Source organism: Streptomyces sp. NRRL F-6492 (assembly GCF_001280125.1).
GTDB lineage: Bacteria > Actinomycetota > Actinomycetes > Streptomycetales > Streptomycetaceae > Streptomyces.
The window spans coordinates 1-24111 of sequence record NZ_LGEG01000251.1 but is presented as its reverse complement, the minus strand read 5'-3'; the positions used below and the strand labels follow the sequence as shown (position 1 = coordinate 24111).

Genomic DNA, 24111 nt, shown 5'->3' with positions numbered 1-24111 from the left:
CCTCGTTCCGCCCGCTCGTGCCGCTCGTACTGTTCACGCCGCTCGTACTGCTCGTACTGCTCGTACCGCGCGTGCCACTCGTGCCGTTCACGCCGCTCACCGCCAGGGCTCCTCTTCCGTGCTCGCCAGGATCTCCGCCAGGTGCAGCGCGCGCAGCGGCGCCTTCCGTCTGCTCAGCATGCCGCCCAGGTGCAGCAGACAGGAGTTGTCCGCGCCGCACAACACCCCCGCGCCCGTGGACAGGGCGTTCGCGATCTTGTCGGCGCCCATGGCCGCCGAGACGTCGGGGTTCTTCACCGCGAAGGTGCCGCCGAAGCCGCAGCACTCCTCCGCGCCCGGCAGCTCCACGAGGTCCAGGTCCTTGACGGCGTCGAGCAGCCGGCGGGGCCGGTCCCCCAGGCCGAGGAGGCGCAGCCCGTGGCAGGAGGGGTGGTACGTCACCCGGTGCGGGAAGTACGCGCCCACGTCCGTCACCCCGAGCACGTCCACCAGGAACTCCGTCAGCTCGTACACGCGCGGCGCCAGGTCCGCGGCTCCCGGGACCTCCGCGCCGAACGAGCCGTAGTGGTGCCGGACCATCGCCGCGCACGAGCCGGACGGGGTGACGACGTGGTCGTACCCCTCGAAGGCCCGCACCGTGCGCCGTACGAGGGGCGCGGTCTCCCTCCGGTAGCCGGTGTTGAACTGCGGCTGCCCGCAGCAGGTCTGGGCGGCCGGGAAGTCGACCTCCACGCCCAGCCGTTCGAGGAGCCGGACCGTGGCCACGCCGGTCGAGGGGAAGACGGCGTCGTTGACGCAGGTGACGAAGAGGGCGACACGCATCACGGATTCCTCGGGGACGGTTCGGCGCGGGGTCTGACGCGGTCCGTAGTCTGGCAGGAGGCGCCGCCGGACGCCCGGCCGAAACCCCGCGCCGCCACCGACACCCGCGCCGCCACTGATACCCCGCCCGTTTACCGACCCCCGCCCTTCTACCGGCGCACCCCCAGCAGGTGCTCCAGGGCCAGCTGGTCGAGGCGCTCGAAGGCCATCGAGCGCGCCGCCGCCGCGTCCGCGTCGAACGTCTCGTACGCCGTGGGGTCGGCGAGCAGCCCGGCGAGGCCGTCGGCGGCCGTGGGGACGGCGAGCTCGGGCAGCCGGGAGGCGTCCAGCGCCGCCACGACGTCCGGGTCGGCGCGGAAGGCGGCCGAACGCTCCTTCAGGATGAGGTAGTTGCGCATGCAGTTCTTCGCGGACTCCCACACGCCGTCGAAGCCGTCCGTGCGCACCGGCTTGAAGTCGAAGTGGCGCGGGCCCTCGTACCCGGCCGTCTCCAGCAGGTCCACCAGCCAGAACGCCTGGCGCAGATCGCCCGCCCCGAAACGGAAGTCCTGGTCGTACTTGATGCCCGACTGGCCGTTGAGGTCGATGTGGAACAGCTTGCCCGCCCACAGTGCCTGCGCGATGCCGTGCGGGAAGTTGAGGCCGGCCATCTGCTCGTGCCCGGTCTCCGGGTTCACGCCGACCAGCTCGGGGCGCTCCAGGCGCTCGATGAAGGCGAGCGCGTGCCCGATCGTGGGGAGCAGGATGTCGCCGCGCGGCTCGTTCGGCTTGGGCTCGATCGCGAAGCGCAGGTCGTAGCCCTGCTCGGTGACGTACTGGCCGAGCAGGTCGAAGGCCTCCTTCATGCGGTCGAGCGCGACCCGCACGTCCTTGGCCGCGCCGGACTCCGCGCCCTCCCGGCCGCCCCACGCCACGTAGACGCCGGCGCCGAGCTCGACGGCGAGGTCGATGTTGCGGAGGGTCTTGCGCAGGGCGAAGCGGCGCACGTCCCGGTCGTTGGCGGTGAACGCGCCGTCCTTGAAGACGGGGTGGGTGAAGAGGTTCGTGGTGGCCATCGGCACCGCGAGCCCCGTGCGGTCCAGGGCGGCCCGGAAGCGCTTCACGGTCGCGTCGCGCTCGGCCTCCGGCGCGCCGAAGGGGATCAGGTCGTCGTCGTGGAAGGTGACGCCGTACGCGCCGAGGGCGGCGAGCCGCTCGACGGCCTCCACGGGGTCGAGGGCGGGGCGCGTGGCCTCGCCGAAGGGGTCGCGGCCCTGCCAGCCGACGGTCCAGAGACCGAAGGTGAAGCGGTCCGCGGGGGTGGGGGAGAAGCGCTCCGGCATGGTGTGTCCTTCTCTCGTGCGCCGGGCCCGCGCCGTGCGAGGGCCGGGTCCGTGCGGGATGAGCGGGAATCGTCCGCCGGCCGGGTACTGGCCACCGGATTTGTTTTCTGCGATAACTAATACGGGACGGGGCGCTGCCACGCCAGACCCGCTCCCGAAAGAACCACCGGCCGACCGCCTGGGCGACCATCGAGACACGAGACCGAGACGAGGTGAGGGCGTGCCCGCGAGCCGCTCCGTCGTGATCGGCGTGGACAGCTCCACGCAGTCCACCAAGGCCGTCGCCGTCGACGCCGACACCGGCGCGCTCCTCGCCGTCGGCCGTGCCCCGCACACCGTCACCGGGGCCGCCGGGGCGCGCGAGAGCGACCCCGGGGAGTGGTGGACGGCGCTCGTCACCGCCGTCCGTTCGGCCGTACGCGACGCGGGCGTCCCCGCCGCGTCCGTCACCGGCATCGCGGTCGCGGGCCAGCAGCACGGCCTCGTCACCCTCGGCGCCGGCGGGCGGCCCCTGCGCCCCGCACTGCTCTGGAACGACACCCGCTCCGCGCCCCAGGCCGCGGCCCTCGCCGCGCGCCTCGGCGGCCCGGAGGCCTGGCCGGCCCGGACCGGGTCCGTCCCCGTCGCCTCCATGACCGCGGCCAAGTGGCAGTGGCTGCGCGAGCACGAGCCCGAGCGGGCCGACGCCGTCACCGGCGTCCGCCTCCCGCACGACCACCTCACCGAGCGCCTCTCGGGCGCCGCCGTGACCGACCCCGGGGACGCCTCCGGCACCTGCTGGTACGGGACCGCCACCGGCGCGTACGACCCGGAGGTCCTCGACCTCATCGGCCTCGACCCGGCCCTGCTGCCCGCCCTCGCCCCCACCGGCGCCACCCGCGTGGGCACCCTCGCCCCGGCCGCCGCCGAGGCCCTCGGCCTGCCCCGCACGGTCGCCGTCGCCGCCGGGACCGGCGACAACATGGCCGCCGCCGTCGGGCTCGGCCTCGGCGGCGCGGGCCTGCTGGACCACCCCGTCGTCAGTCTCGGCACCTCCGGCACGGTCTTCGCCGCGACCCGCGCCCGCCCCGCCGCTCCGGGGCTCGCCGGCTTCGCCGCCACCGACGGCACGTACCTCCCGCTCGGCTGCACGCTCAACTGCACCCTCGCCGTCGACCGGTTCGCCGCCCTCCTCGGCCTGGACCGGGAGGACGCCGTGCCCGGCGGTGAGGGCGGGGTCGTCGTCCTGCCGTACCTCGACGGCGAACGCACCCCGGACCTCCCGCACGCCGCCGGACTCGTCACCGGCCTCCGGCACGGCACGGACCCCCGGGCGGTCCTCGGCGCCGCCTACGAGGGCGCCGTCCACACCGTGCTCCGCGCCCTCGACGAGCTCCTCGCCGCCTGCGGCCTCGATCCGGCGGCGCCGGACGTACGGGACCGGCCGCTGCGCCTGATCGGGGGCGGCGCGCGCGGCCGGGTCTGGACCGACACCGTCCGCAGGCTCTCCGGCCGCCCCCTGGTCGTCCCCGCCGCCGGCGAACTCGTCGCCCTCGGCGCGGCCGCCCTCGCGGCGGGCGCCGTCACAGGCTCCGACCCCGTCGCCCTGGCCGCCGCGTGGGGCACGGGCGACGGCCGGGTCCTGCCCCCGCTGCCGCGCGACGGGGAGGCCTGGGACAGGATCGCCGGGGTCCTGACGGCCGCGACGCCGACCCTGCTGAGCTGACGGACGGCCACGGGAGGACGGGTACGAGTACGGGAGCGGAACGGGCCTGATCCACTTCACCGCCGCACCCTGGCCCGGTCATGTGCTCCGGGTTACCCTGCCGGTAACCACGGGGGAGGAACACATGACCGCTCTGCTCGTCCTGTTCGGGGTCATCATCGGTGCCGGGGCACTGGCGTTCACCGTCGTGCACCGCCGGGGCGGAGGCCGGGCGGACCCGGTCGAGGGCCTGCTCCAGGAAGAAGAGGCCCTGCGCCGGGCCCGGACCGACCGGGTCTCCTTCAACTCCTGGTCCGTCCACAACTACCTGCCGACCAGCAGCGACGCCTACCACCGCCGGAGCGACAACCGGCACTAGCCGGCGTCCTCACGGCCCCCGCCCCCACCGGCGGGCGGCACGCTCCTCCCGCCGTACCCGTTCCCGCTGTCCGGCCCGGCACGCGACCCGCACCTCTTCCTCCTCCTCCGTGAAATCCCGGCGCGGCGGGCGCGGACCGGGGGACCGCTCCAGGGCGTGGAAGTACGGCTCGAACGTGTCGGTCGGCTCGGGACGGTCCAGCTCGGCACGGCGCACGGCCCGGTCGACGAAGTCCGGCTCACCGCCGCGCACATGGGGCGCGTGGCCCCGCTCGTACCGGATCAGCTCCTCCATGCCGTCGCCGTCGCCGTCGGCGACGCGGCGGCCGTCCCGCAGACAGTCGTCCGGACCGCCACCGCGGAACCGTCCGCCCCACCCCGGACCGACCTGCCTCAGCGCTTCCGCGACCTCCTCGGGACCGCCGCCGGCGGCAGCCCCACCCCGTCGAACAGGACGTGCCGCGAGACCGCCCGCCCCCATGCCTCCGCGAGTACCCGCTCGGTGATCTCCACGACCCCGAGGCAAGAGGGGCACTGACAACCGGCCGGCCTCCGCCGGTCCTTCGAACACCCCCGCCTTCAGGCCCCCGTCACCGCCGCGGCCGTGACCCGGCGCTGGTGGACGCGCAGGTGCAGGGTCGCCAGGTCGAGGAGGGGGGTCGCCACGCCGAGGGCGCGGGCCCGGGCGGTCAGGTCGCCGAAGAGGTGCTCGACCTCCGTGGCGTGGCCCCCCGTCAGGTCGCGGTAGAGGGAAGGGACCAACGGCGAACCGGGCGCGGACACCACGGCCAGCGTCGCCGCCCGCTCCTCCTCCGGTACGGGGTGCCCGGCCGCCCCGGCCACCGCCGCCGCCTCGTCGAGCACCGCCGGGCCCAGGGCGGGGCCGCCCGGCGCGTCGTACACCTCCCCGACCGTGCCGCGCATCAGGCTCGTCACGGCACCGAAGGTGGTGATGAACACCCACTTGTGCCACATCGCCGTCAGGACGTCCTCCGGCACCGGCGCGTCGATCCCCGCCCCTTCGAGGACCGCCCGGATCCTCTCCACGCGCGCGGAGACCCTGCCGTCCTGCTCGCCGAGGGCGAGGTGGGCCAGGGGGGCGAGCCGGTGGATGTCCCCCGCGCCGTCGAGGGTGGTGACCACCTTCGCCACGCCGCCGAGGACGGCCGACGGGCCGAAGCGGGCGTTGAGGACGTCCAGGTGGGCGAGGCCGTTGAGGAGCGGCACGATCGCGGTGCCCGGCCCGACGGCCGGCGTCACGTCCGCCACCGCCCCGTCGAGACCGGTGGACTTCACCGACAGCAGGACGAGGTCGTACGTCCGGTCCAGCCCGTCCGCCGTGACCAGACGGGGCTCCAGGGTCCACTCCTCGTCCGGCCCGACGACCCGCAGCCCGCGCTCGCGCAGCGCGGCGGCCCGGGCGGGGCGGACCAGGAAGGTGACGTCCTCGCCGGCACGGGCCAGCAGGGCGCCGAAGCAGCCACCGGTGGCACCGGCGCCGACGACCAGGATCCTCATCATCGCGAACCTTTCGTGGGGCGCCCCGCGGGTGCGCCGGTGAGCAGGGGGGTGAGCAGCCGGTGGGGCTTCGCGAGCGCCGCCGTCACCGGGTCGTCGTCGGGGCCCGCGGGGGCGAGCCCCGGGCCCGGGGCCACCAGGACGTCCGCGGCCGGCACGGACGCGCCGCACCCCGTGCAGCGCCCGTCCGGATCGATCGGGGACTCGTCCCCGGCGTGCCGGAAGACCCGCCGGGGGCCGCCCTCCGCCGGGTGGAACTCCTCGCCCCACGTGGTGAGCGCGCGGACGGCCGGCCAGAGGGCGACGCCCTTGGGCGTCAGCCCGTACACCTCGCGGCGGCCCGTCCCCGGCTCGGCACGGCGCTCCAGGACCCCCGCCCCGGTGAGGGTGGCGAGCCGGTCGGTGAGGACGGCCCGGGGCACGCCCAGGTGCGCGGCGAACTCGCCGAACCTGCGGACCCCGTAGAAGGCGTCGCGCAGGATCAGCAGCGTCCAGCGCTCGCCGACGGTCTCCATCGAGCGGGCGAGGGCACAGGTCTGGCCGCGGTAGTCGCGCGGAAGCGTCATGGGTGGAGCCTAGCGGAGAAGAGTTCGGTGACCGAACTGTTTTGGGGGAGCCCCGGAGGAGCCGTGCGGCCGTCGGGGACGGACGACGCTGCCGGACCGGACCGGACCGGCCCGGACCGGACCGGACCGGACTGGGACCCGGACCCGGACTGGGACCCGGACCCGGACTGGGACCCGGACCGGACCGGACCCGGACCGGGACCCGGCCCCGGGCTTCGGGCGCCCTCGCCGGACGCCGTTGTCCTGCGAACGAAAGGGACGACTAGGCTCTCGCTCACCATGAACCAGCCCACGGAACCCAAGGCCGACAAGTCGGGAGTGCGCCGGCACAACCTGAGCCTCGTCCTGCGGACCGTCCACGAGGCCGGCGAGACCACCCGCGCCGCCGTCGCGGCCCGCGTCGGACTCACCCGGCCCGCCGTCTCCTCCCTCGTCGAGCAGCTCCTCGACCTCGGGCTCCTCAGGGAGTCGGGCAAGACCTTCAGCGGGCAGGCGGGACGGCCGGGCACCGTCCTGAAACCGGCCGACACCGGCCCCGCCGGGCTCGGCGTCGAGATCAACGTCGCCTACGTCACCGCCTGCGTCGTCGACCTGACCGGCGCCGACCGCGTCCGCCGCACCGAACACCTCGACAACCGCGCGGCCGGCGCCGGCGAGGTGCTGGCCCGGGCCGCCCGCATCGCCGCCGGAGCCCTGGGCGAGGCGGCCGGCCTCGGCCTGGTCCCGGCGGGGGCCGGACTCGCCCTGCCCGGACTCGTCTCCGGCGGAACCGTCCGGCAGGCCCCCAACCTCGGCTGGAACGAGGTCCCTGCCGAACGCCTCTTCGCCGAGGCCCTCGCCGCCCTGCGCCCCGCCACCGCCGGCCTTCCCGTCGCCTCCGACAACGAGGCCAACTCGGCGGCCCTCGCCGAGCTGTGGTTCGGCTCCCTCGGCGAGGTGCGCACCTTCCTGCACCTGACGGGGGAGATCGGCGTCGGCGGCGCGATCGTCGTCCACGGCGAACTCCTGCGCGGCGCGCACGGGTTCGCGGGCGAGATCGGCCACATGGTCGTCGACGCCGAAGGGCCCCGCTGCCGCTGCGGCTCGCGCGGCTGCCTGGAGCAGTACGCGGGGCAGGCGGCCCTCCTCGCCTCGGCCGGGGCGTCCGGCGTCCCCGACCTGGCGCGCCGCGCCGGAGCGGGGGAGCCGCGCGCCCTCGCCGCCCTCGCGGAGGCGGGCCGCATGCTCGGGCGCGCCCTGTCGGGGGCCGTGAACCTCCTGGACCCCGAGGCCGTCGTCCTGGGCGGCGTCTATCCGCGCCTGATGCCCTGGCTGACGCCCGCCCTGACGGAGGAGCTCGCCGACCGCGTCGTCTCCGGCCTCTGGTCCCCGGACGCGGGCCGTCTGCGCCCGGCCTCCACCGCCACCGACGCGGCCCGGGGCGCGGCGGCCCTCGTCCTCCACGACGTCCTGGCCGACCCGCTGGCCCACGCCGTGACGGCGGCCGGCCGGGCGGACTGACGGCGCCGGCTCCCCGTCCGAGGGGCGTTGTCAGTGGTCACCCCTAACGTTCTTCCCATGACGACGACTTACCTGGAGCTGTCGCAGGACGGCGACGGTGCCCACAAGTTCTACGAAGTGACCGTCGAGGACCTCGCGGTGTCGGTCCGCTACGGCCGGATCGGCACGGACGGACAGACGCAGCGTTCCACGTTCCCGACCGTGCAGAAGGCCCAGGCCGCCGCCGCGAAGAAGATAGGGGAGAAGGTCCGCAAGGGATACGCGCCCGCGGTGCGGGGGCAGCGCGCCGCCCGCGCGGTGACGCGCCGCGCCGTGACCTCGGCACCCTCCACCGCGCGGGCCGTCGCCCCGGTGCTCTGGCGCTTCCGGACCGGCTCGGCCGCCTTCGGCATCCACGTCGACGAGGAGCGCTGCTGGGTCGGCAACCAGGCGGGGGACGTCTTCACGCTCGACCGCACCGGCGAGGTGCAGGCCCGCTTCAGCCTGCCCGACGGCGTCAAGTGCCTGGTCGCCGACGACTTCTGGATCTACGCGGGCTGCGACGACGGCAAGGTGTACGACCTGTCGTCCAAGCTGCCCTTCGCCGCGTACGACATCGCCACCGACGTCGACATCTTCTGGCTCGACATCCACGAGGGGGTCCTGAACGTCGCCGACCGCTCCGGCCGGCTCACCGTCATCGACCACGAGGACGAGCACCAGTGGGCGCGCGGCGGCCGGGGCGAGCACGCCTGGATGGTCCGCGCCGACGGCGACGCCGTCTACTACGGGGACACGGGCGGCGTCGCGGCCCACGCGCCGGACGGCGGCGGCGAGCTGTGGCACACGGCCACCGACGGCGCGGTCCTCTTCGGCTGGCAGGAGGACACCGCGGTCTACGCGGGCACGGGCCGCAGGAAGGTGCAGCGGCTCGCGAAGAAGGACGGACGGGTGGAGGCGGTGTACTCCTGCGACAGCCCGGTGTACTCCTGCGCCACCTCGTCCGGCGGCCGGTTCGTCTTCGCGGGCGACTCGTCCTCCTCCGTCTACTGCTTCGCGGAGGACGGCACCCGGCTGTGGAAGCTCGGCACGGGAGGCGGCTCGGCGCTCTCCATGCAGTACCGGGACGAGCGGCTCTACCTGGTGACCACCGACGGCTCGCTGGTCTGCGTGGACGCGAGCGAGGCGGCGATCGCGGCCGCCCAGCGGGGCACGGTCCCGGTCGCCCGGGACGTCAAGCTCGCCGCCGCGATGCCGGTGTACGAGCCGGCCACGACCGCCACCGCCGTGACCGTCGTCAGCGACGCCCCGGCCGGCGCGGTGGTCGTGGAGTGCGTGAACGAGTCGGGCCGGACCCGGGTGCGGGTCGTCTCGGGGGGCTACGACTCCTCGTGGAACGTGCAGTTCCCGCGGGCGATCCGTGAGCCCGGCGCGCGCTACGTGGTCGACGCCCTGCACCCCGCCGCGGGCGGCTTCTACCGGGTCCGCGGCGACATCCGGCGGCTGCTGTGACGGCACGGGGACCCGAAAGCGGAGGTGCCGGGGGCGTCTTCGAGGCGGCCACGGGCGACGGACCGCCCCTGCCCCCGGCCGACGCCGAGCAGCGCTCCCGTGAGGTCCGGGCGGCCCTCGACGGGCTGCTCCAGATCAGACGGCTGACCAGGAGCCGGGGCGGGGACCCCGAGGCCGCGCCCGCCGACTGGGAGCTGCGGCAGCCGGTCCGGGCGGTGGCCCTGGCCCTGGAGTCCGGCGGGATCACGCCCTCGTCCGTGGACGCCGCCGGGACGCGGAGCTCCACCGGCTACCGGGTCCGGCCGGGGGAGCGGCCCGGCACGGTCGTGGTCGAGTGGCTGGGGCCGCCGGGCACGGGCGCCGCCCGGGAGGAGACGGAGACCCTCGGCGCGTGCGTCCCCGTCCTGGCCCGGCTCGGCTGGGACGCCCTGCTCTACAAGGGGCCGCGCGGACGCCGCTTCCTGGAGGTGGAGCCGAGGGAGGTCTGAGCCCGGCCGGGGCTCAGGCGATCGAGGCGGAGACGATCGCCGAGACCGCGATGTTGCAGGAGGCGGTCACCCAGACCGCCGGGTGGGGCTCGGGGTCGACGAGGGTGGCGCCCAGCCTGCCCGGCGTGATCAGGTCGACCACGAGGAAGGCCACCGCCATCATCGCCAGGCCGAGGAGGCCGAACGCGGCGGTCGAGACGAGGCCCTTGCCGAAGTCGTCGTACGTCGTCCAGATCGAGGTGAAGACGATGCCGCCGATGCCGAGGAGCGCCGAGCTCAGCAGGATCGCGGCGTTGCGGTTGCGGTCCTCCCAGATCTGCCGCCCGAGCCTGCCGGGGGTCAGCAGGTCCACGAGCACGATGCCGAGGATCAGCAGGACCACGCCGAGGGCGCCGTAGGCACTGGTCCGGCCGAGGCCGTTGACGATGTCGCTCATGGGATGCCGGCTCCGAGGGGTTCACGATCGCGGGGATCGGTGGTCAAGGACCGGCAAAATGTAGCGCACGCGTCAAAGGCGACCGCCGTCCGCCCGGAGACCGGACGGACGGCGGACGGCGGCGCTCGGGTGCGTGACGCCCGGTCAGACCCCCGGCGGCAGGCTCTTGGCGCGCGAGCGCACCTGGAGGGCCGTGACGATCTCGACGGCGCCGACGGCGACGAGCCAGATGCCGCCGAGGAGCGTGAGCACCGCCGCCGACTCCAGCGGGGACACGATCAGCACCACCCCGGCCAGCGCGCTGACGACGCCGAGGAAGACCTGCCAGCCGCGGGCCGGCATCGCCGGGTCGGAGGCCGCCGCCACGGTCTGGGTGATGCCCCGGAAGAGCCAGCCGATGCCGATCCAGAGCGCGAGCAGCAGGATCGACTGCGTCGCGCCCCGGAAGCAGAGCAGACCGAGCAGGATCGAGAGGGCGCCGCTGATGAAGGCCATGACCCGCAGCGCGGTGCTCACATGGGTGCCGAAGGCGGCGACCAGCTGCATCACGCCGCTGAACAGCAGGTACAGGCCGAAGAGCACCCCGGCCACCAGCAGCGAGGCGCCCGGCCAGACCAGGACGAGGACGCCGAGGACCAGGGCCGCGAGGCCGGCGAGGAGCAGGGCCTGCCAGGCGGCGCCCGCCAGCGCGCCGAGGGGTCCGGCCGGGGTCTCCCGGTCCCGGGGGTGTTCACGGGATCGGTCATGGGTCTCTGTCATGGGACGGGTTCCGTCCTTTCGTGGGGCGGGGTTCGGAGCGGGTCGTGGGGGCGCGGTTCAGAGAGGGGTGGCGTAACGGCTCAGGAAGAGCGCCTCGGTCAGCGCCATGTGCTCGATCTCCGAGGGGTCCACGCTCTCGTTGGGCGCGTGGATGAGGCAGCCCGGCTCCTCGACGCCGACGAGCGCGATCTCGGCGTCCGGGAAGTGCGCGGCGAGCACGTTGCACAGCGGGATCGACCCGCCCTGCCCGGCCCGCACCATGTCCTTCCCGTACGCCTCGCGGAACGCCGTCGCCAGGGCCCGGTAGGCGGGACCGTCGGTGCGCGCGAGGAAGGGCTGGCCCGCGCTCTCCGGCTCCACCTCCACCCGGGCGCCCCACGGGGCGGCCGAGGTCAGGTGGTCGGTCAGGGCGCGCCGGGCGTCGTCCGCGTCGATCCCCGGCGGGACCCGCAGGCTGACCCTGGCCCGCACCCTCGCCTGCACCGCCGCCGAGGAGCCCACGACCGGCGGGCAGTCGATGCCGAGGACGGTGACGGCGGGCCGGGCCCACAGCTCGTCGGCGACCGATCCCGTACCGACGAGGGACACCCCGTCCAGGACGCCGGCGTCGGCGCGGAACTGCTCGGCCGGGTAGTCGACGCCCCGCCAGGTGCCGTCGCCCGCGAGGCCCTCGACCGCCGTGTTGCCGTGCTCGTCGCGGAGGCTGTCGAGCATCCGGACGAGCGCGGCCAGCGCGTCGGGCGCCGGGCCGCCGAACATGCCGGAGTGCATCTCCCCCTTCAGGGTGGAGACGGTCACCACGACGTTGGTGAGCCCGCGCAGCGAGGTGGTCGCGGTGGGCAGGCCGAGCGCGAAGTTGCCGGTGTCGCAGATCAGCAGCGCGTCGGCGGCGAACAGGTCCGGCTGGAGCGGAACGAGCTTCTCCAGACCGGCCGTTCCCTGCTCCTCCGAGCCCTCCGCCACGAACTTGAGGTGTACGGGGAAGCCCCGCCCCTCCGGACCGCCGAGCGCGCGCAGCGCCGTCAGGTGCATGGCGATGTTGCCCTTGCAGTCGGCGGCGCCGCGGCCGTACCAGCGTCCGTCGCGCTCGGTGAGCTCGAAGGGCGGGGTGCGCCAGGCGGCGTCGTCGAGCGGCGGCTGCACGTCGTAGTGGCAGTACAGCAGGACGGTGGGCGCCCCCTCGGGCCCCGGCGCGTGCCCCACCACCGCGTCCGTGCCGTCCGGGGTGGTCACCCGCCGCATGTCCCCGAGCCCGGCCTCGGTGAAGGCCCGGACGAGGAAGTCGGCGGTCTTCGCGCACTCCTCGGGCGGGAACTGGCGGGGATCGGCGACGGAACGCATCGCCACCAGCTCGGTCAGGTCCTCCTTCGCCCGGGGCATCAGGTCCCGGACCCTCTTCCGCAGGGCTGCGGTCTCGGTGGACTCGGCGGTCATGCGCACCCACTTCCCTCGGGTCGCCTCCGGGGGCGCGACGCGCGACGGTCCCGGGACGGCGACAGCCCTCCCACTAAAGCAACGGCGGACAAACGCCGCAAAAGGTGACTCGTACGGAGTACGGAGCCGGCGCACGGGCGGCGCGGACCGCGGAGGACGACGACAGTGGACGGCGTACGCGTCCCCTCCCGCACCTGGAGAACCCATGGCCCACCCCAACCGACGCGACCTCGGGCTGCTCGTACTGAGGGTCGGCACCGGCGCCGTGCTCGCCGCGCACGGCACGCAGAAGCTCTTCGGCTGGTTCGGCGGCGGGGGAGTCGAGGGCACCGGCAAGGCGATGGAGGCGATGGGCTTCTCGCCGGGCCGGCAGAGCGCGATCGCCGCCGGTCTCGGCGAGGCCGGCGGCGGCGCCCTCCTCGCCCTCGGCCTCGCCACCCCGGCCGCCGGCGCCGCCGCGGCCGGCGCCATGGCGGGGGCCGTCTCGGTGCACGCGCCGGCCGGCTTCTTCGCCCAGGGCGGCGGCTACGAGTACCCCGCCTTCCTCGGCTTCACCGCCGCCGCGATCGGCGTCACGGGCGCCGGACGGTACTCCCTGGACCACCTCACCGGCCACGTCCTCGACCGGCGCTGGGTCGTGGCCGTCGCCTTCCTCGGCACCGCGCTCGCCGCCGCCGCCGTCGTGGGCCGCCGCGCCCAGGGCCAGGCGGCTCCCGAGCCGGACCCCGAACAGTCCTAGAGGGGGCCGGCGGGCACCCGCACGCGTTCGCCGCGCGGGAGGGTTAGGCTCGCGGGAGAGGAAGGGACGGGCGCCGCGCATGAAGATCGATCTGACGGACACCAATTCCAGCAGGATCAACAAGGCGATCCTGAAGGGCCGCAGGGACGTCGGCACCCCCGCCGTCGGCGCCGTGCTCACCCTCGTCGTCGTCACCGACGAGGAGAACGCCTACGACGCCGTCAAGGCGGCCGGCGAGGCCTCCCGGGAGCACCCCTCCCGCATCCTCGTGGTCATCAAGCGCCACGCGCGCTCCCCCCGCGAGCGGCACGAGACCCGGCTCGACGCCGAGGTCCGGCTCGGCAGCGACGCCGGTTCGGGCGAGACGGTCGTGCTCCGGCTCCACGGCGAACTCTGCGCCCGCGCCGAGTCCGTGGTCCTACCCCTGCTCCTGCCGGACGCGCCCGTCGTGGTCTGGTGGCCCGTCGACGCCCCCGAGGTCCCCTCCAAGGACCCGCTCGGCTCGCTCGCCCAGCGCCGCATCACCGACGCGTACGCCGTGGAGGACCCCCTCACCGTCCTGGAGACCCGCGCCGCCTCGTACGCCCCCGGTGACACGGACCTCGCCTGGACGCGGCTCACCCCCTGGCGCTCGATGCTGGCCGCCGCGCTCGACCAGGCGCCGCTCGACATCACCTCCGCCGCCGTCGAGAGCGAGGCGGAGAACCCCAGCGCCGAACTCCTCGCCCGCTGGTTCGAGGTCAGGCTCGGCGTCCCCGTCGACCGGGTCGTCACCGACGGCCCCGTGGTCACCGCCGTCCGCATGGGCACCCCGGACGGCGAGATCCTCATCGACCGGCCCGAGGGTCCGGTGGCCCGCCTCTCCATCCCCGGCCAGCCCCACCGGGTGCTCGCCCTCAAGGTCCGCTCCACCGCGGAGCTCATCGCCGAGGAACTGCGCCGGCTCGACCCCGACGAGGCCTACGAGGCCGCCCTGCGCGGCCGCGCCTGACCCGGTCTCCGGTCGCACCCGGATCCGGACCGGCCGTCAGGTCCCGGCCGACGCCGCCGCCCGCCGCAGCCGTCCGGCGATGTCGGCCACGGAGAGCGCACCCGAGACGCCCGGCCGCCCGTCGAAGGAGAAGCCGGGCACACCGGTGATCCCGAGCCGGACGGCCCGCCGCTCGTCGGCGCGGACGGCGTCCCCGAACTCGTCGCCGTCCAGCAGCGCCTCCACCTCCGCGGCGTCGAGTCCGGCCTCGCCGCCGAGCCGGACGAGGGTGCGCCGGTCGCCCAGGTGCGCCCCCTCGGCGGTGTATCCGCGCAGCAGCCGCTCGCGCACCGGCTCGCCCAGCGAGCGGTGCTCGCCGAAGTGGATGAGACGGTGCACGTCGAAGGTGTTGACCGGTACGGCGTTCTCCAGCCGGTACTCCAGCCCCGCCTCGGAGGCGAGTTCGGTGGCCTCTTCGTGGCACGGCAGCGCCGGCTCGCCGACCCGCTGCTCGACACGGAGCTCTTCGCGGACCGCGGCTTCAGCGTCTCCCTCGTGACGACTGACCCTGACCGTGGCGTTCACGCTGGGCGGTCAGTTCCTCATCGCCCAGTACATCCAGATGGTGGTGGGCATGGAGCCGCTGGAATCGGCGGTGTGGAGCCTGCCGATGGTCCTCTGCGGAACCCTCGCGATGTTCGTCGCCCAGGGCGTGGCGGCCCGGGTGGGCAAGGCGTACGTCTTCGGCGCCGGTCTCACGGTCGCCGCCGTCGGCTTCGCCGTGCTCTCCCGGGTGGACGGGGGCTCCGGGATCGGCCTCGTCGTCACGGCGGCGTCCCTGCTGTTCGCCGGTCTGATGCCGGTGTCGTCCCTCGGCATCGCGATGATCGTCGACGCCGCGCCGCCGGAGCGGGCGGGCTCGTCGGCGTGGCGAGGGACTCCTTCGCGCAGGGCCTCGCCTGGATCGCGACGGGAGCCGTCCCGGTCATGCTCGCGCTCGCCGTCACGGCCACGGCGCTGCTCCGGAACGTGGGGCGCGGCGGTGAGACCGCCGACCACGGGAAGAAGCCGGGCGAGGCGGACGTGCCGGCGTCCGGGGCGGGAACGCCGAGGCCTTGAGCGGCGGTCGGCGACCGGCGACCGGCGGTCGCCTGTCGGTGTCGGTGGTCGGGCTCGCCGGTCGGTATCGGCGGCCGCCGGTCGCCGTGAAGGCCCTCCGGGACGTCAGCCCCGGTACGTGACCGCCGTGGCCAGCAGTCCGCCGGCCACCAGCCACCGGCCGGCGAACTCCGACGGCCCGGGGCCCCGGAGCAGTACCGCCCGGAACGAACCCGCCGGATCGAAGGCGATGTCCGCCTCGTCGAAGCCGAGCCGGGTCCGCGTCAGCGGGAACCACGCCTTGTAGACGCTCTCCTTCGCGCTGAACAGCAGCCGGTCCCAGTGGACGTGCGGGGCCGTGCGCAGGAGCCCGTCGACGCGGCGGAGTTCGGCGGGCAGCGCGATCGCCTCCAGCACGTCCGGCGGCAGGCGCCGGTGCGGCTCCGCGTCGATGCCGACCGACAGCACCTCCGGGGCCCGCCGTGCGACGGCCGCCGCACGGTAGCCGTCGCAGTGGGTCATGCTGCCCACCACCCGCTCCGGCCAGCGCGGCGCGCCCCGCTCGCCCGGCAGCAGGGGCACGGGCGCGACGCCCAGTTCGGCGAGGGCGCGCCGGGCGCACAGCCGTACCGTGGCGAACTCGCGCCTGCGGCCCTCCGAGGCCCGGCGGACCAGCGCCTCCTCGGCGGGGAACAGCAGCGCGTCCGGCGGGTCGCCGTACGCCTCCGCCGACGCCACCCCCGGCGGCAGCAGCCGCTCGATCACCCCGTCGTACCGCAGGAGCGGGACGCGTGCGCGTCCGGCCGCCCGGGCGCGGCCGTGGATCCGGTGTCCGTCATCCGCCCAGGCTCGGCGGGCCCGCTGAAGCGCCGCTGAAGGCAGGCCCCGGAGGTGGTTCAGGGCTGCTTTAGAACGCGCGCCTAGCGTCCCCACGCAAGCCGGACAGCAGGCCGGACGCAACGAGAGAGGAGGACCTCACGTGGTGGACCTGGACCGTACGGTGCGTGTTCTGTCCGCGGGGACCGCCCTGCCGGGCTCCCCCATCGACACCGGGGCGCTGGCCGGACGCTTCGGAATGGACCGGCTCTGGCAGCAGTGGGTCGACACGTTCATCGGCACCCGCACCCGCCATCTCGCCCTCGACCTCGCGACGGGGGAACCCCGGGAATCGCTCGCCGACCTCGCCACGACCGCCGCCGGGACCGCGCTCGACCGCGCCGGGGTGTCCCCGGACGACATCGACCTCGTGATCCTCGGCTCCGCGACCCCCGACACCCTGATGCCCGCGACCGTCAACGTCGTCGCCGACCGGCTCCGCATCGACGGCATCCCGACCTTCCAGCTCCAGTCCGGCTGCTCGGGCGCCGTGCAGACCTTCGACGTGGCGACCTCGCTGCTCGCCGCCGGCCGCCACCGCACGGCCCTCGTCATCGGCGGCGACGTCATCGCCAAGCACTACGACGTGACCGCGGACCTCGGCGCCCTGCCGCCGGAGGAACTCGTCAACTACGTCCTCTTCGGCGACGGCGCCGGCGCGGCCGTCCTCACCACCGAACCCGGCCACGACGACTCCCCGGCCGTCCGCACCGTCCTGACCCGGCTGTCCGGCCTCGACCGGGAACCGGGCCAGGTGCTCCGCTGGTACGGACTCGCCGACCGCGACAGCCCCCAGGCGCCCGCGGGCGAGGACTACAAGGCCATCGAGGAACTGGTCCCCGAGCTCGCCGCCGAAGCGGCCGACGAGATCCTCGACGACCTCGGCTGGGAGCGGGAGGACGTCGACTACCTGCTGCCCCCGCAACTGTCCGTCACCATGACCGACCGGATCGTCAAACGGCTCGACTTCCCGCTCGCCGAGGAGATCAGCTGCGTCGGCGAGACCGGCAACAACGGCAACGCCCTGCTCTTCTTCCAGCTGGAGCGGCTGCTCGACGCGATGGACACCCCGTCGCGGGCCGTCGCCGTGGCCATCGAGTCCAGCAAGTGGATCCGCTCGGGCCTCGCCCTGGAACTGAACGGGAACATCTGACATGAGCGCCGCATCCGGCCGCCCCCTGGACCGCCGGGAGTTCGCCGACCTGGTCCGCGACGAGATCGGGATCGACGTCACCGAGGCCGAACTCGACCTCCCCTTCGACGCGCTGACCGGCTGGGACTCCGTACACCTGCTGTCCCTGCTCGTCCTCCTGGAGAAGGAGACCGGCAGGCCGCTGTCCCTGCCGGACTTCCTCGACGCGGGCAGCCTGGCCGCCGTCCACGAGACGGCGACCCGGTGACCGGCCGCCCCTTCCCCGTCCAGCGCCGGCACACCCTCTTCTTCCTCGACCAGATCAGGGACTTCTCCCCGGTCCACCTCGACACCGAGGTGGACGCCACCGCGATCGTCGCCGCCCGCCGCCGCGCCCACGAGGCCGGCGTGCGCCGCTCGGTCGTCGCCCACGTCGTGCACGCCGCCGCCGGAGTGCTCCGCGAGCACCCCGAGGCCAATGCCGCGATCCACGGACGGCTCGACCCGACCGTCGCCACCTACGACACCGTCAGCGCCAAGGTCACCCTCGACCGGACCCTGGACGGCCGCCGCGTCGTCCTCGCCACGGTGATCCCCCGCCTGGAGGACGCCGGCCTCGACGCGATCCAGGAGCACCTCGACCGCGCGCTCGCCGACGACCCCGACACCGCCGAGCGGTTCGCCCCCGTCCGGGCCCTGGGCGCACTGCCCTGGAAGGAGGCCCTCGACCGGTTCCGGACCGCCGCCGGACTGCTGGAACGCCGCCCGGAGATCACCGGCACGTTCAGCGTCACCTCGCTCGGCCACCGGGCCGTCGACGGATTCCACTCCGTCGGCGGCACCACCGTCACCCTCGGCGTCGGCCGCATCGCCGACCGGCCGGTCGTCCGCGACGGAGCGGTCGTCGTCGCACCGGTCCTGCGGCTCTCCCTCACCTTCGACCACCGGGTCATCGACGGCGCCGAGGCCGCCGACGTCCTCACCGAGATCAAGGACGCGCTGGAGGCGTACCCCGCATGACCGACACCACCGGAGGACCCGGCCGCGGCAACGACCTGGACGAGCTCAAACGCTTCGTCGTCGCCCACGCCGTCTCGCAGAACCTCCCCGCCGACCACTACGCCCCGCTCCTGGACCGGATCACCGCCGACGCCGGCGACGCACCCGGCTCCTGGGCGTACGAGTGGATCCGCGCCGGCGACGAACTGGACGCGGCCGGGCAGACCCTGGCCGCCGGCCAGTACTACGTCCTGGGCCGCTTCCCGTTCGTGGACGGGCCCGGCCGGGCCCGGGCCCTGGCGCGCTCCGTCGACGCCTTCGACCGCTGGCGCAAGACCGGGGCGACCGGCATCGAGACCGGGACGGTCGACGTCGACGGCGTCCCCGTCCGGATCTGGACCGCGGGCCTCGACCCGGCCCGCCCGCTGCTCGTCGTGACCGGCGGGATCGTCAGCACCAAGGAGCAGTGGGGGCCGCTGCTGCCCCAGCTCGCCTCCCTCGGCCTGGCCGCCGCCGTCGCCGAACTGCCCGGCGTCGGCGAGAACCCCCTGCGCTACGAGCGCGACGGCGCCCGCCTGTTCGGTGCGATCCTCGACGGGCTCGCGGACCGCGCCGACGTCTCCCGCACCTATCTGCTCGCCCTCAGCTTCAGCGGCCACCTCGCCGTCCGCGCCGCCCTGGCCGACCCCCGGATCCGCGGCATCGTCGGGAACGGCACCCCCGTCCACGACTTCTTCACCGACCCCGACTGGCAGCGGACCGTCCCCCGGATCACCCGCGACACGCTCGCCCACCTCGCCGGCGTCCCCTCCGACACCGTCTACGCGCACCTGCGGGACTGGGCCCTCACCGACGACGAACTCCGTTCCCTCGACGTCCCGTTCGCCGCGGTGGCGGCCCGTCGGGACGAGATCGTGCCGCCCGCCGACGCCGAACGGCTGCGCCGGAACATCGCCGACCTGCGCCTCCTGGAACACGACGACGTGCACGGCGCCCCCGCCCACCTCGCCGAGACGAAGGCGTGGAGCCTGCTCGCCGTCCAGGAGATGCGGCCGGACGCCGACCCGGCGGTCACGGAACGCCTCACCGCCGCCCTCGCCGCGGCACGCGACGCGGGAGCCGCCCGATGAGCCAGGCCGGGACCACCACGACCACGGCGACCGCGGCGGCCACCGCACGGACCGGCGTCGCGGCCGACTGGCTCCGCCAGTACGCCCCCGCCGACGCCGGGGCCCCCTGCCTGGTGGCCTTCCCGCACGCCGGAGGGTCGGCCGGCTTCTTCGCCCCGCTCGCCCGCGCCCTCGCCCCCGCCGTCCGGGTCCTGGCCGTCCAGTACCCCGGACGGGTCGAACGCCGCGCCGAACCGCCCGCCGAGAGCATCCGGGACCTCGCCGAACACGCGCTCGCGGCCGTCGCCGAGGCCGTCGCGGGGACCCCGGTGGGCGACGGGACCGCCCCGCTCGTCCTCTTCGGACACAGCATGGGCTCGCTCGTCGCCTTCGAGACCGCCCTGCTCGGAGAACGCGGACCCGGGCCCGCCCCCGCCGCGCTCCTCGCGTCCGGCGGCCGCGCCCCGGCCCTGACCCGGGTGGACCCGGCGATCCTGCGCAGCGACGACTCCCTCGTCGAGGAGGTCCTGCTGCTCGGCGGCACCGACCGGACCGTCCTGGACGACCCCGACCTGCGCGAGCTGTTCCTGCCCGCGCTGCGCGCCGACTACCGGGCGCTCCAGTCCTACGTCCCCGAGCCCGCCGCCCGCGTGCGCTGCCCCGTCCGGGCGCTCGTCGGCGACGGCGACCCGCTGGTGCCGGTCGCCGACGCGCGGCGCTGGCGGGACCACACCACGGGCCCCTTCCAGCTCCGGGTGCTCCCGGGCGACCACTTCTATCTGAATCCGCGGCTGACGGACGTGGCGGACACCGTACGCACGGTGCTCGCGGAACTGTCCTGACCGAGAGTGAGGCTGTAGTTGAGCGGCAAGGGCAACGACACGCGGGAAGCCCCGACCACCACGACCGCCACGGCCGGGCCGGTCGCCCCGATCGCGGTGATCGGCCTGGCCTGCCGGATGCCCGGGGCCCCCGACCCCGAGGCCTTCTGGCGGCTCCTGCGCGAAGGACGCAGCGCCGTCCGGGACGTGCCCGAGGACCGCGCCGGACCGGCGTCCGGACCGGGCTCCGTCACCGCGCTGGCCGGCGGGCACCCCGGCGTCCGGTACGGCGGATACCTGGAGGCCGTCGACGGGTTCGACCCGGCCTTCTTCGGCATCTCGCCGCGCGAGGCGACCGCCATGGACCCGCAGCAGCGCCTCGTCCTCGAACTGGCCTGGGAGGCGCTGGAACACGCCGGCGTCCTGCCCGCCGCGCTGCGCTCCACCGCCACCGGCGTCTTCGTCGGCTCGCTCGCCGACGAGTACGCCGCCCTCGCCCGCCGCACCGGGCCCGGCCGCCACACCCTGACCGGCACCACCCGGGGCATCCTCGCCAACCGCGTCTCCTACGTGCTCGGGCTGCGCGGACCCAGCATCGCCGTCGACACCGCGCAGTCCTCCTCCCTCGTCGCCGTCCACCTCGCCTGCGAGAGCCTGCGGCGGGGCGAGTCCGGGCTCGCCCTCGCCGGCGGCGTCAACCTGATCGTGGACCCCGCCTCCACCGCGGCCGTCGCCCGGTTCGGCGGGCTCTCACCGGACGGGCACTGCTACACCTTCGACCGCCGCGCCAACGGCTACGTGCGCGGCGAGGGCGCCGGCCTCGTCCTGCTCAAGCCGCTCGACGCCGCCCTCGCGGACGGCGACCGCGTCCACGCCGTCCTCCTCGGGAGCGCCGTCAACAACGACGGCACGACCGACGGGCTCACCGTGCCCAGCCCCGAGGCGCAGGCCGACGTGGTCCGGCGCGCCTGCGCCGCGGCCGGGGTGTCGCCCGAGGCACTCCAGTACGTCGAACTCCACGGCACCGGAACCCCGGTGGGCGACCCGCTGGAGGCCCGCGGCCTCGGCCTCGCACGGGACGGCGCCGAGGACCGGCCGGTCCTGGAGGTCGGCTCGGTCAAGACCAACATCGGCCATCTGGAGGGCGCGGCCGGCATCGCCGGACTGCTCAAGACCGTCCTCGGGGTCGCGCGCCGCGAACTGCCGGCGACCCTCAACCACGCCGAACCCCACCCCGACATCGACCTGGCCGGGCTGCGCCTCGCCGTCCGCACCGAGCCCGGCGCCTGGCCGCGCGCCGACGAGCGGCTCCTCGCGGGCGTCAGCTCCTTCGGCATGGGCGGCACCAACTGCCACGTCGTGGTCGCCGAACCCCCGGCACCGGCCGGGGGGACCGCCGTCCCGGCGGGGGCACCCGCCTCCGCCGGCACGGGGGCCCGGGCGTCCGCCGCCTCGGAGGCGGCCGTCGCGGAGCCCGGCCTGCCGCTGGTGCTCAGCGCCCGCACCCCGGCCGCGCTGCGCGAACAGGCCGCCCGGACCGCCGCGCTGATCGAGCGCGAGGGTGGCGTGCCGCCCGGCCTGGCCCGCGCCCTCGCCACCACCCGTACCGCCTTCGAACACCGTGCCGCCGTCACCGGCGACGCCCGTACCGGACTCGCCGCGCTCGCCGCGGGCCGCGCCTCCGCGGGCGTCGTCACCGGCACCGTCGCCGCGGCGGGCCCGGGGCCGGACGCCGGGCCGGGCCCGGCCGTGCTCTTCCCCGGCCAGGGCAGCCAGCGGCTCGGCATGGGCCGCCGCGCCCACGCCGAGTCCCCGGTCTGGCGGGCCGCGTTCGACGAGGCCGCCGAGGCGCTCGCCCCGCACCTCCCGCGCCGCGTCGAGGACGTGCTGTGGGCGGAGCCGGGCACGGAGGAGGCGGCCCTGCTCGGCCGCACCGCCTTCACGCAGCCCGCCCTCTTCGCCGTCGAGGTCGCGACCCTCCGCTGGCTGGCCTCGGTGGGCCTCGAACCCGCCTTCGTCGCCGGCCACTCGATCGGCGAGGTCGCCGCCGCGCACGTCGCGGACGTCCTGGACCTCGACCGGGCCGCCGAACTCATCGCCGTACGCGGCAGGCTGATGGACGCGCTCCCCGAGGGGGGCGGCATGCTCGCGCTCGGTGCCGCCGAGGAGATCGCCACCGCGCTGCTCGCGCACACCGCCGGCACCGTCGCGATCGCCGCCGTCAACGGACCGGCGTCGGTGGTCCTCTCGGGCGAGACCGCCGCACTCGACGAGATCGCCGCGCGCGCGGCCGAACGCGGCCTGCGCCACCGCCGGCTCGACGTCAGCCACGCCTTCCACTCGCCGCTCATGGACCCGATGGCGGACGAGTTCCGCCGCACCCTGTCCGGGTTTGCCTTCCGGCCCGCCCGCATCCCCTTCGTCTCGACGGTGACCGGCGACCTCGTCACGACCACCGACGCCGACCACTGGGTGGAGCACGCGCGCAGACCGGTCCGGTTCGACGCGGCCGTCCGCCGGCTGACCGCCCTCGGCGCGACCGTCCTCCTGGAGGCGGGCCCCGGGACGACGCTCAGCGCGCTGGGCCGGGAGATCACCGGCCGCTCGGCGGCCCACGTACCCGTCCTCGGCAAGGACGGCGCGCCCGCCGCCGCCCTCGGACGGCTCTTCACCGCCGGGGCCACCCCGGACTGGGACGCCGTGGCCCCGCCCGGCGGCCCCCTCCCGGAGCTGCCCACGTACCCCTTCCAGCGGGAGCGCCACTGGCTCGACGCCGGCCCGGAGGCCGCGGGTCCGGAGGTCGCGGACCCCGGGCGGACCCTCCCCGCACCGGAGCCGGGGGCCGGGACCGCATCGGCCTCCGCGTCCGGCTCCGCCGTCGACCCCCTGCGCGAACAGCGGGTCGTCGACGAGGTCGCCGCCGTGCTCGGCTTCGCCGACCCGGCGCGCCTCGACCGCACCGCCACCTTCAAGGACCTCGGCATCGACTCGCTGGGCCTGGTCGAGCTCCGCGACCGGCTCAGTGCCGTCCTGGGTACGGATCTGCCCGCCGCGACCCTGTTCGCCCACCCGACGACCGAGGCCCTGCTCGGTCTGCTCCGCGCCGACGCTCCGGAGAAGGCCGTGGCCGTCGTCCGGGAGCGGGACGTGGAGGATCCGGTGGTCATCGTGGGGATGGGCTGCCGGTTCCCGGGGGGCGTGGCCTCGCCGGAGGACCTGTGGCGCCTCGTCGCCGGCGGCGTCGACGCCATCGGCCCGTTCCCCACGGACCGGGGCTGGAACCTCGACTCCCTCTTCGCCGACGACCCCGACCGTCCCGGCACGTCCACCACCCGGCACGGCGGATTCCTGGACGCGGTCGCCGAGTTCGACGCCGAGTTCTTCGGCATCAGCCCGCGCGAGGCGCTCGCCCTCGACCCGCAGCAGCGGCTGCTGCTCCAGACCTCCTGGGAGGCCCTGGAGCGGGCCGGGATCGATCCGCACAGCCTCAAGGACTCCGACACCGGCGTCTTCATCGGGGCGACCGCCTCCGACTACGCGCCCCGGCTCCACGAGGGCGGCGCGGGCTCCGACGGCTACCTCCTCACCGGCTCCACCATCAGCGTGGCGTCGGGGCGTATCGCGTACGTCCTCGGTTTGCGGGGGCCCGCGTTGACGGTGGACACGGCGTGCTCGTCGTCGCTGGTGGCGCTGGACCTCGCGGTCAGGGCGGTGCGGTCGGGGGAGTGCTCGACGGCCCTCGCCGGAGGCGTGGCCGTCATGGCGTCGCCCGGGATGTTCGTGGAGTTCTCCCGACAGCGCGGCCTGTCCGCCGACGGCCGGTGCCGTGCCTTCGGCGCGGACGCCGACGGCACCGGTTGGGCGGAGGGTGCGGGAATCCTCGTGGTCGAGCGGTTGTCGAGGGCGCGGCGTGAGGGTCATCGGGTGCTCGCGGTGGTGGCGGGTTCGGCGGTGAACCAGGACGGTGCG

Annotated in this window: 25 protein-coding genes; 14 read left to right on the top strand and 11 right to left on the bottom strand. The window is 75.4% G+C overall.

All coding sequences use genetic code 11. The features are described from left to right. Positions 1-96: 96 nt before the first annotated feature. Together ADL08_RS27930 and xylA are read right to left on the bottom strand one after the other, a co-directional pair. The gene (locus ADL08_RS27930; RefSeq protein ID WP_053647792.1) at positions 97-822 is read right to left on the bottom strand and encodes a (Fe-S)-binding protein; all 726 of its coding nucleotides are present in this window, start codon (positions 820-822) and stop codon (positions 97-99) included. 149 nt (positions 823-971) lie between these two features. After that, a complete protein-coding gene (gene xylA, locus ADL08_RS27925; RefSeq protein WP_053647791.1) occupies positions 972-2144 on the bottom strand; it encodes a xylose isomerase in 1173 nt (390 codons plus the stop codon). 220 nt (positions 2145-2364) lie between these two features. Here xylA and xylB point away from each other — a divergent pair, with 220 nt between their 5' ends. Further along, the gene (xylB, locus tag ADL08_RS27920; protein ID WP_053647789.1) at positions 2365-3849 is read left to right on the top strand and encodes a xylulokinase; all 1485 of its coding nucleotides are present in this window, start codon (positions 2365-2367) and stop codon (positions 3847-3849) included. Between the two features lie 124 nt (positions 3850-3973). Further along, positions 3974-4207 carry a hypothetical protein gene (locus tag ADL08_RS27915; RefSeq protein ID WP_053647786.1) on the top strand — a complete coding sequence of 78 codons (234 nt, stop codon included), beginning with the start codon at positions 3974-3976 and terminating at the stop codon, positions 4205-4207. A 9-nt stretch (positions 4208-4216) separates the two neighbouring features. Here ADL08_RS27915 and ADL08_RS27910 read toward each other — a convergent pair whose 3' ends face one another. From ADL08_RS27910 to ADL08_RS27895, 3 genes are all read right to left on the bottom strand, one after another. Then, on the bottom strand, positions 4217-4501 hold the full coding sequence (locus ADL08_RS27910; RefSeq protein WP_199837102.1) for a hypothetical protein: 285 nt from the start codon (positions 4499-4501) through the stop codon (positions 4217-4219). A gap of 284 nt (positions 4502-4785) precedes the next feature. Then, complete coding sequence (locus ADL08_RS27900) at positions 4786-5727, bottom strand: ketopantoate reductase family protein (RefSeq protein WP_234352286.1); 942 nt, start codon at positions 5725-5727, stop codon at positions 4786-4788. After that, a complete protein-coding gene (locus tag ADL08_RS27895; protein ID WP_053647780.1) occupies positions 5724-6290 on the bottom strand; it encodes a winged helix-turn-helix transcriptional regulator in 567 nt (188 codons plus the stop codon). Before ADL08_RS27895 ends, ADL08_RS27900 begins: the two co-directional genes overlap by 4 nt. Positions 6291-6569: 279 nt before the next feature. On the opposite strand from ADL08_RS27895, the gene ADL08_RS27890 reads away from it, so the two are divergent. The 3 genes from ADL08_RS27890 to ADL08_RS27880 are packed head-to-tail and all read left to right on the top strand — an operon-like array spanning position 6570 to position 9769. Then, a complete protein-coding gene (locus tag ADL08_RS27890) occupies positions 6570-7790 on the top strand; it encodes an ROK family transcriptional regulator (RefSeq protein ID WP_053647777.1) in 1221 nt (406 codons plus the stop codon). A gap of 57 nt (positions 7791-7847) precedes the next feature. Further along, positions 7848-9281 (top strand): WGR domain-containing protein, encoded by a 1434-nt coding sequence (locus tag ADL08_RS27885; protein WP_053647775.1) that lies wholly within the window; start codon positions 7848-7850, stop codon positions 9279-9281. Beyond that, entirely contained in the window at positions 9278-9769 is a 492-nt protein-coding gene (locus ADL08_RS27880) for a hypothetical protein (RefSeq protein WP_053647774.1), read from the top strand. The genes ADL08_RS27885 and ADL08_RS27880 overlap by 4 nt, the downstream gene beginning before the upstream one ends. Before the next feature lie 13 nt (positions 9770-9782). Here the strand turns inward: ADL08_RS27880 and ADL08_RS27875 are convergent, their stop codons facing one another. The 3 genes from ADL08_RS27875 to ADL08_RS27865 all read right to left on the bottom strand — a co-directional run bounded on the left by ADL08_RS27875 (position 9783) and on the right by ADL08_RS27865 (position 12398). Next, complete coding sequence (locus ADL08_RS27875) at positions 9783-10205, bottom strand: DUF350 domain-containing protein (RefSeq protein WP_053647772.1); 423 nt, start codon at positions 10203-10205, stop codon at positions 9783-9785. Between the two features lie 144 nt (positions 10206-10349). Next, positions 10350-10964, bottom strand: a complete 615-nt coding sequence (locus ADL08_RS27870) for an HdeD family acid-resistance protein (RefSeq protein ID WP_053647770.1) — start codon at positions 10962-10964, stop codon at positions 10350-10352. A 57-nt stretch (positions 10965-11021) separates the two neighbouring features. Continuing rightward, on the bottom strand, positions 11022-12398 hold the full coding sequence (locus ADL08_RS27865; RefSeq protein WP_053647767.1) for a dipeptidase: 1377 nt from the start codon (positions 12396-12398) through the stop codon (positions 11022-11024). 205 nt (positions 12399-12603) lie between these two features. Between ADL08_RS27865 and ADL08_RS27860 the strand changes: the two genes are divergently transcribed. Together ADL08_RS27860 and opcA are read left to right on the top strand one after the other, a co-directional pair. Further along, positions 12604-13137 (top strand): DoxX family protein, encoded by a 534-nt coding sequence (locus ADL08_RS27860; RefSeq protein WP_053647765.1) that lies wholly within the window; start codon positions 12604-12606, stop codon positions 13135-13137. A 79-nt stretch (positions 13138-13216) separates the two neighbouring features. Further along, positions 13217-14128 carry a glucose-6-phosphate dehydrogenase assembly protein OpcA gene (gene opcA, locus ADL08_RS27855; protein WP_053647763.1) on the top strand — a complete coding sequence of 304 codons (912 nt, stop codon included), beginning with the start codon at positions 13217-13219 and terminating at the stop codon, positions 14126-14128. Between the two features lie 36 nt (positions 14129-14164). On the opposite strand, the gene ADL08_RS27850 is transcribed toward opcA, so the two are convergent. Next, complete coding sequence (locus ADL08_RS27850) at positions 14165-14692, bottom strand: DsbA family protein (protein WP_053647761.1); 528 nt, start codon at positions 14690-14692, stop codon at positions 14165-14167. A gap of 9 nt (positions 14693-14701) precedes the next feature. After that, positions 14702-14986 carry a hypothetical protein gene (locus tag ADL08_RS27845; protein WP_053647759.1) on the bottom strand — a complete coding sequence of 95 codons (285 nt, stop codon included), beginning with the start codon at positions 14984-14986 and terminating at the stop codon, positions 14702-14704. Positions 14987-15034: 48 nt separating this feature from the next. Here ADL08_RS27845 and ADL08_RS27840 point away from each other — a divergent pair, with 48 nt between their 5' ends. Further along, entirely contained in the window at positions 15035-15226 is a 192-nt protein-coding gene (locus ADL08_RS27840) for a hypothetical protein (protein WP_053647757.1), read from the top strand. Between the two features lie 105 nt (positions 15227-15331). On the opposite strand, the gene ADL08_RS27835 is transcribed toward ADL08_RS27840, so the two are convergent. Continuing rightward, complete coding sequence (locus tag ADL08_RS27835; RefSeq protein WP_053647755.1) at positions 15332-15970, bottom strand: 4'-phosphopantetheinyl transferase family protein; 639 nt, start codon at positions 15968-15970, stop codon at positions 15332-15334. A 214-nt stretch (positions 15971-16184) separates the two neighbouring features. On the opposite strand from ADL08_RS27835, the gene ADL08_RS27830 reads away from it, so the two are divergent. The 6 genes from ADL08_RS27830 to ADL08_RS27805 all read left to right on the top strand — a co-directional run. Further along, positions 16185-17234, top strand: coding sequence for a 3-oxoacyl-ACP synthase III family protein (locus ADL08_RS27830; protein WP_078968493.1), 1050 nt, complete (start codon positions 16185-16187; stop codon positions 17232-17234). Between the two features lies 1 nt (position 17235). Then, complete coding sequence (locus tag ADL08_RS27825) at positions 17236-17481, top strand: phosphopantetheine-binding protein (RefSeq protein WP_053647753.1); 246 nt, start codon at positions 17236-17238, stop codon at positions 17479-17481. Next, positions 17478-18233: a 2-oxo acid dehydrogenase subunit E2 gene (locus ADL08_RS27820; RefSeq protein ID WP_053647752.1), complete on the top strand. Its 756-nt coding sequence runs from the start codon at positions 17478-17480 to the stop codon at positions 18231-18233. Before ADL08_RS27825 ends, ADL08_RS27820 begins: the two co-directional genes overlap by 4 nt. Then, positions 18230-19342 (top strand): alpha/beta hydrolase, encoded by a 1113-nt coding sequence (locus ADL08_RS27815; RefSeq protein ID WP_053647750.1) that lies wholly within the window; start codon positions 18230-18232, stop codon positions 19340-19342. The genes ADL08_RS27820 and ADL08_RS27815 overlap by 4 nt, the downstream gene beginning before the upstream one ends. Beyond that, positions 19339-20163, top strand: a complete 825-nt coding sequence (locus tag ADL08_RS27810; protein ID WP_053647748.1) for a thioesterase II family protein — start codon at positions 19339-19341, stop codon at positions 20161-20163. The genes ADL08_RS27815 and ADL08_RS27810 overlap by 4 nt, the downstream gene beginning before the upstream one ends. 18 nt (positions 20164-20181) lie before the next feature. After that, positions 20182-24111: type I polyketide synthase (locus tag ADL08_RS27805; protein ID WP_159043139.1), on the top strand; the 3930-nt coding region annotated here is incomplete at its 3' end.

Coding starts and splice junctions, on each gene's coding strand:
- ADL08_RS27825 (WP_053647753.1), top strand. CDS start 17,236: ATGAGCGCCGCATCCGGCCGCCCCCTGGACCGCCGGGAGTTCGCCGAC.
- ADL08_RS27885 (WP_053647775.1), top strand. CDS start 7,848: ATGACGACGACTTACCTGGAGCTGTCGCAGGACGGCGACGGTGCCCAC.
- ADL08_RS27845 (WP_053647759.1), bottom strand. CDS start 14,986: ATGCCGAGGGACGACACCGGCATCAGACCGGCGAACAGCAGGGACGCC.
- ADL08_RS27895 (WP_053647780.1), bottom strand. CDS start 6,290: ATGACGCTTCCGCGCGACTACCGCGGCCAGACCTGTGCCCTCGCCCGC.
- opcA (WP_053647763.1), top strand. CDS start 13,217: ATGAAGATCGATCTGACGGACACCAATTCCAGCAGGATCAACAAGGCG.
- ADL08_RS27870 (WP_053647770.1), bottom strand. CDS start 10,964: ATGACAGAGACCCATGACCGATCCCGTGAACACCCCCGGGACCGGGAG.
- xylA (WP_053647791.1), bottom strand. CDS start 2,144: ATGCCGGAGCGCTTCTCCCCCACCCCCGCGGACCGCTTCACCTTCGGT.
- ADL08_RS27930 (WP_053647792.1), bottom strand. CDS start 822: ATGCGTGTCGCCCTCTTCGTCACCTGCGTCAACGACGCCGTCTTCCCC.
- ADL08_RS27900 (WP_234352286.1), bottom strand. CDS start 5,727: ATGATGAGGATCCTGGTCGTCGGCGCCGGTGCCACCGGTGGCTGCTTC.
- ADL08_RS27810 (WP_053647748.1), top strand. CDS start 19,339: ATGAGCCAGGCCGGGACCACCACGACCACGGCGACCGCGGCGGCCACC.
- ADL08_RS27910 (WP_199837102.1), bottom strand. CDS start 4,501: ATGGAGGAGCTGATCCGGTACGAGCGGGGCCACGCGCCCCATGTGCGC.
- ADL08_RS27865 (WP_053647767.1), bottom strand. CDS start 12,398: ATGACCGCCGAGTCCACCGAGACCGCAGCCCTGCGGAAGAGGGTCCGG.
- ADL08_RS27915 (WP_053647786.1), top strand. CDS start 3,974: ATGACCGCTCTGCTCGTCCTGTTCGGGGTCATCATCGGTGCCGGGGCA.
- ADL08_RS27875 (WP_053647772.1), bottom strand. CDS start 10,205: ATGAGCGACATCGTCAACGGCCTCGGCCGGACCAGTGCCTACGGCGCC.
- ADL08_RS27890 (WP_053647777.1), top strand. CDS start 6,570: ATGAACCAGCCCACGGAACCCAAGGCCGACAAGTCGGGAGTGCGCCGG.
- ADL08_RS27860 (WP_053647765.1), top strand. CDS start 12,604: ATGGCCCACCCCAACCGACGCGACCTCGGGCTGCTCGTACTGAGGGTC.
- ADL08_RS27815 (WP_053647750.1), top strand. CDS start 18,230: ATGACCGACACCACCGGAGGACCCGGCCGCGGCAACGACCTGGACGAG.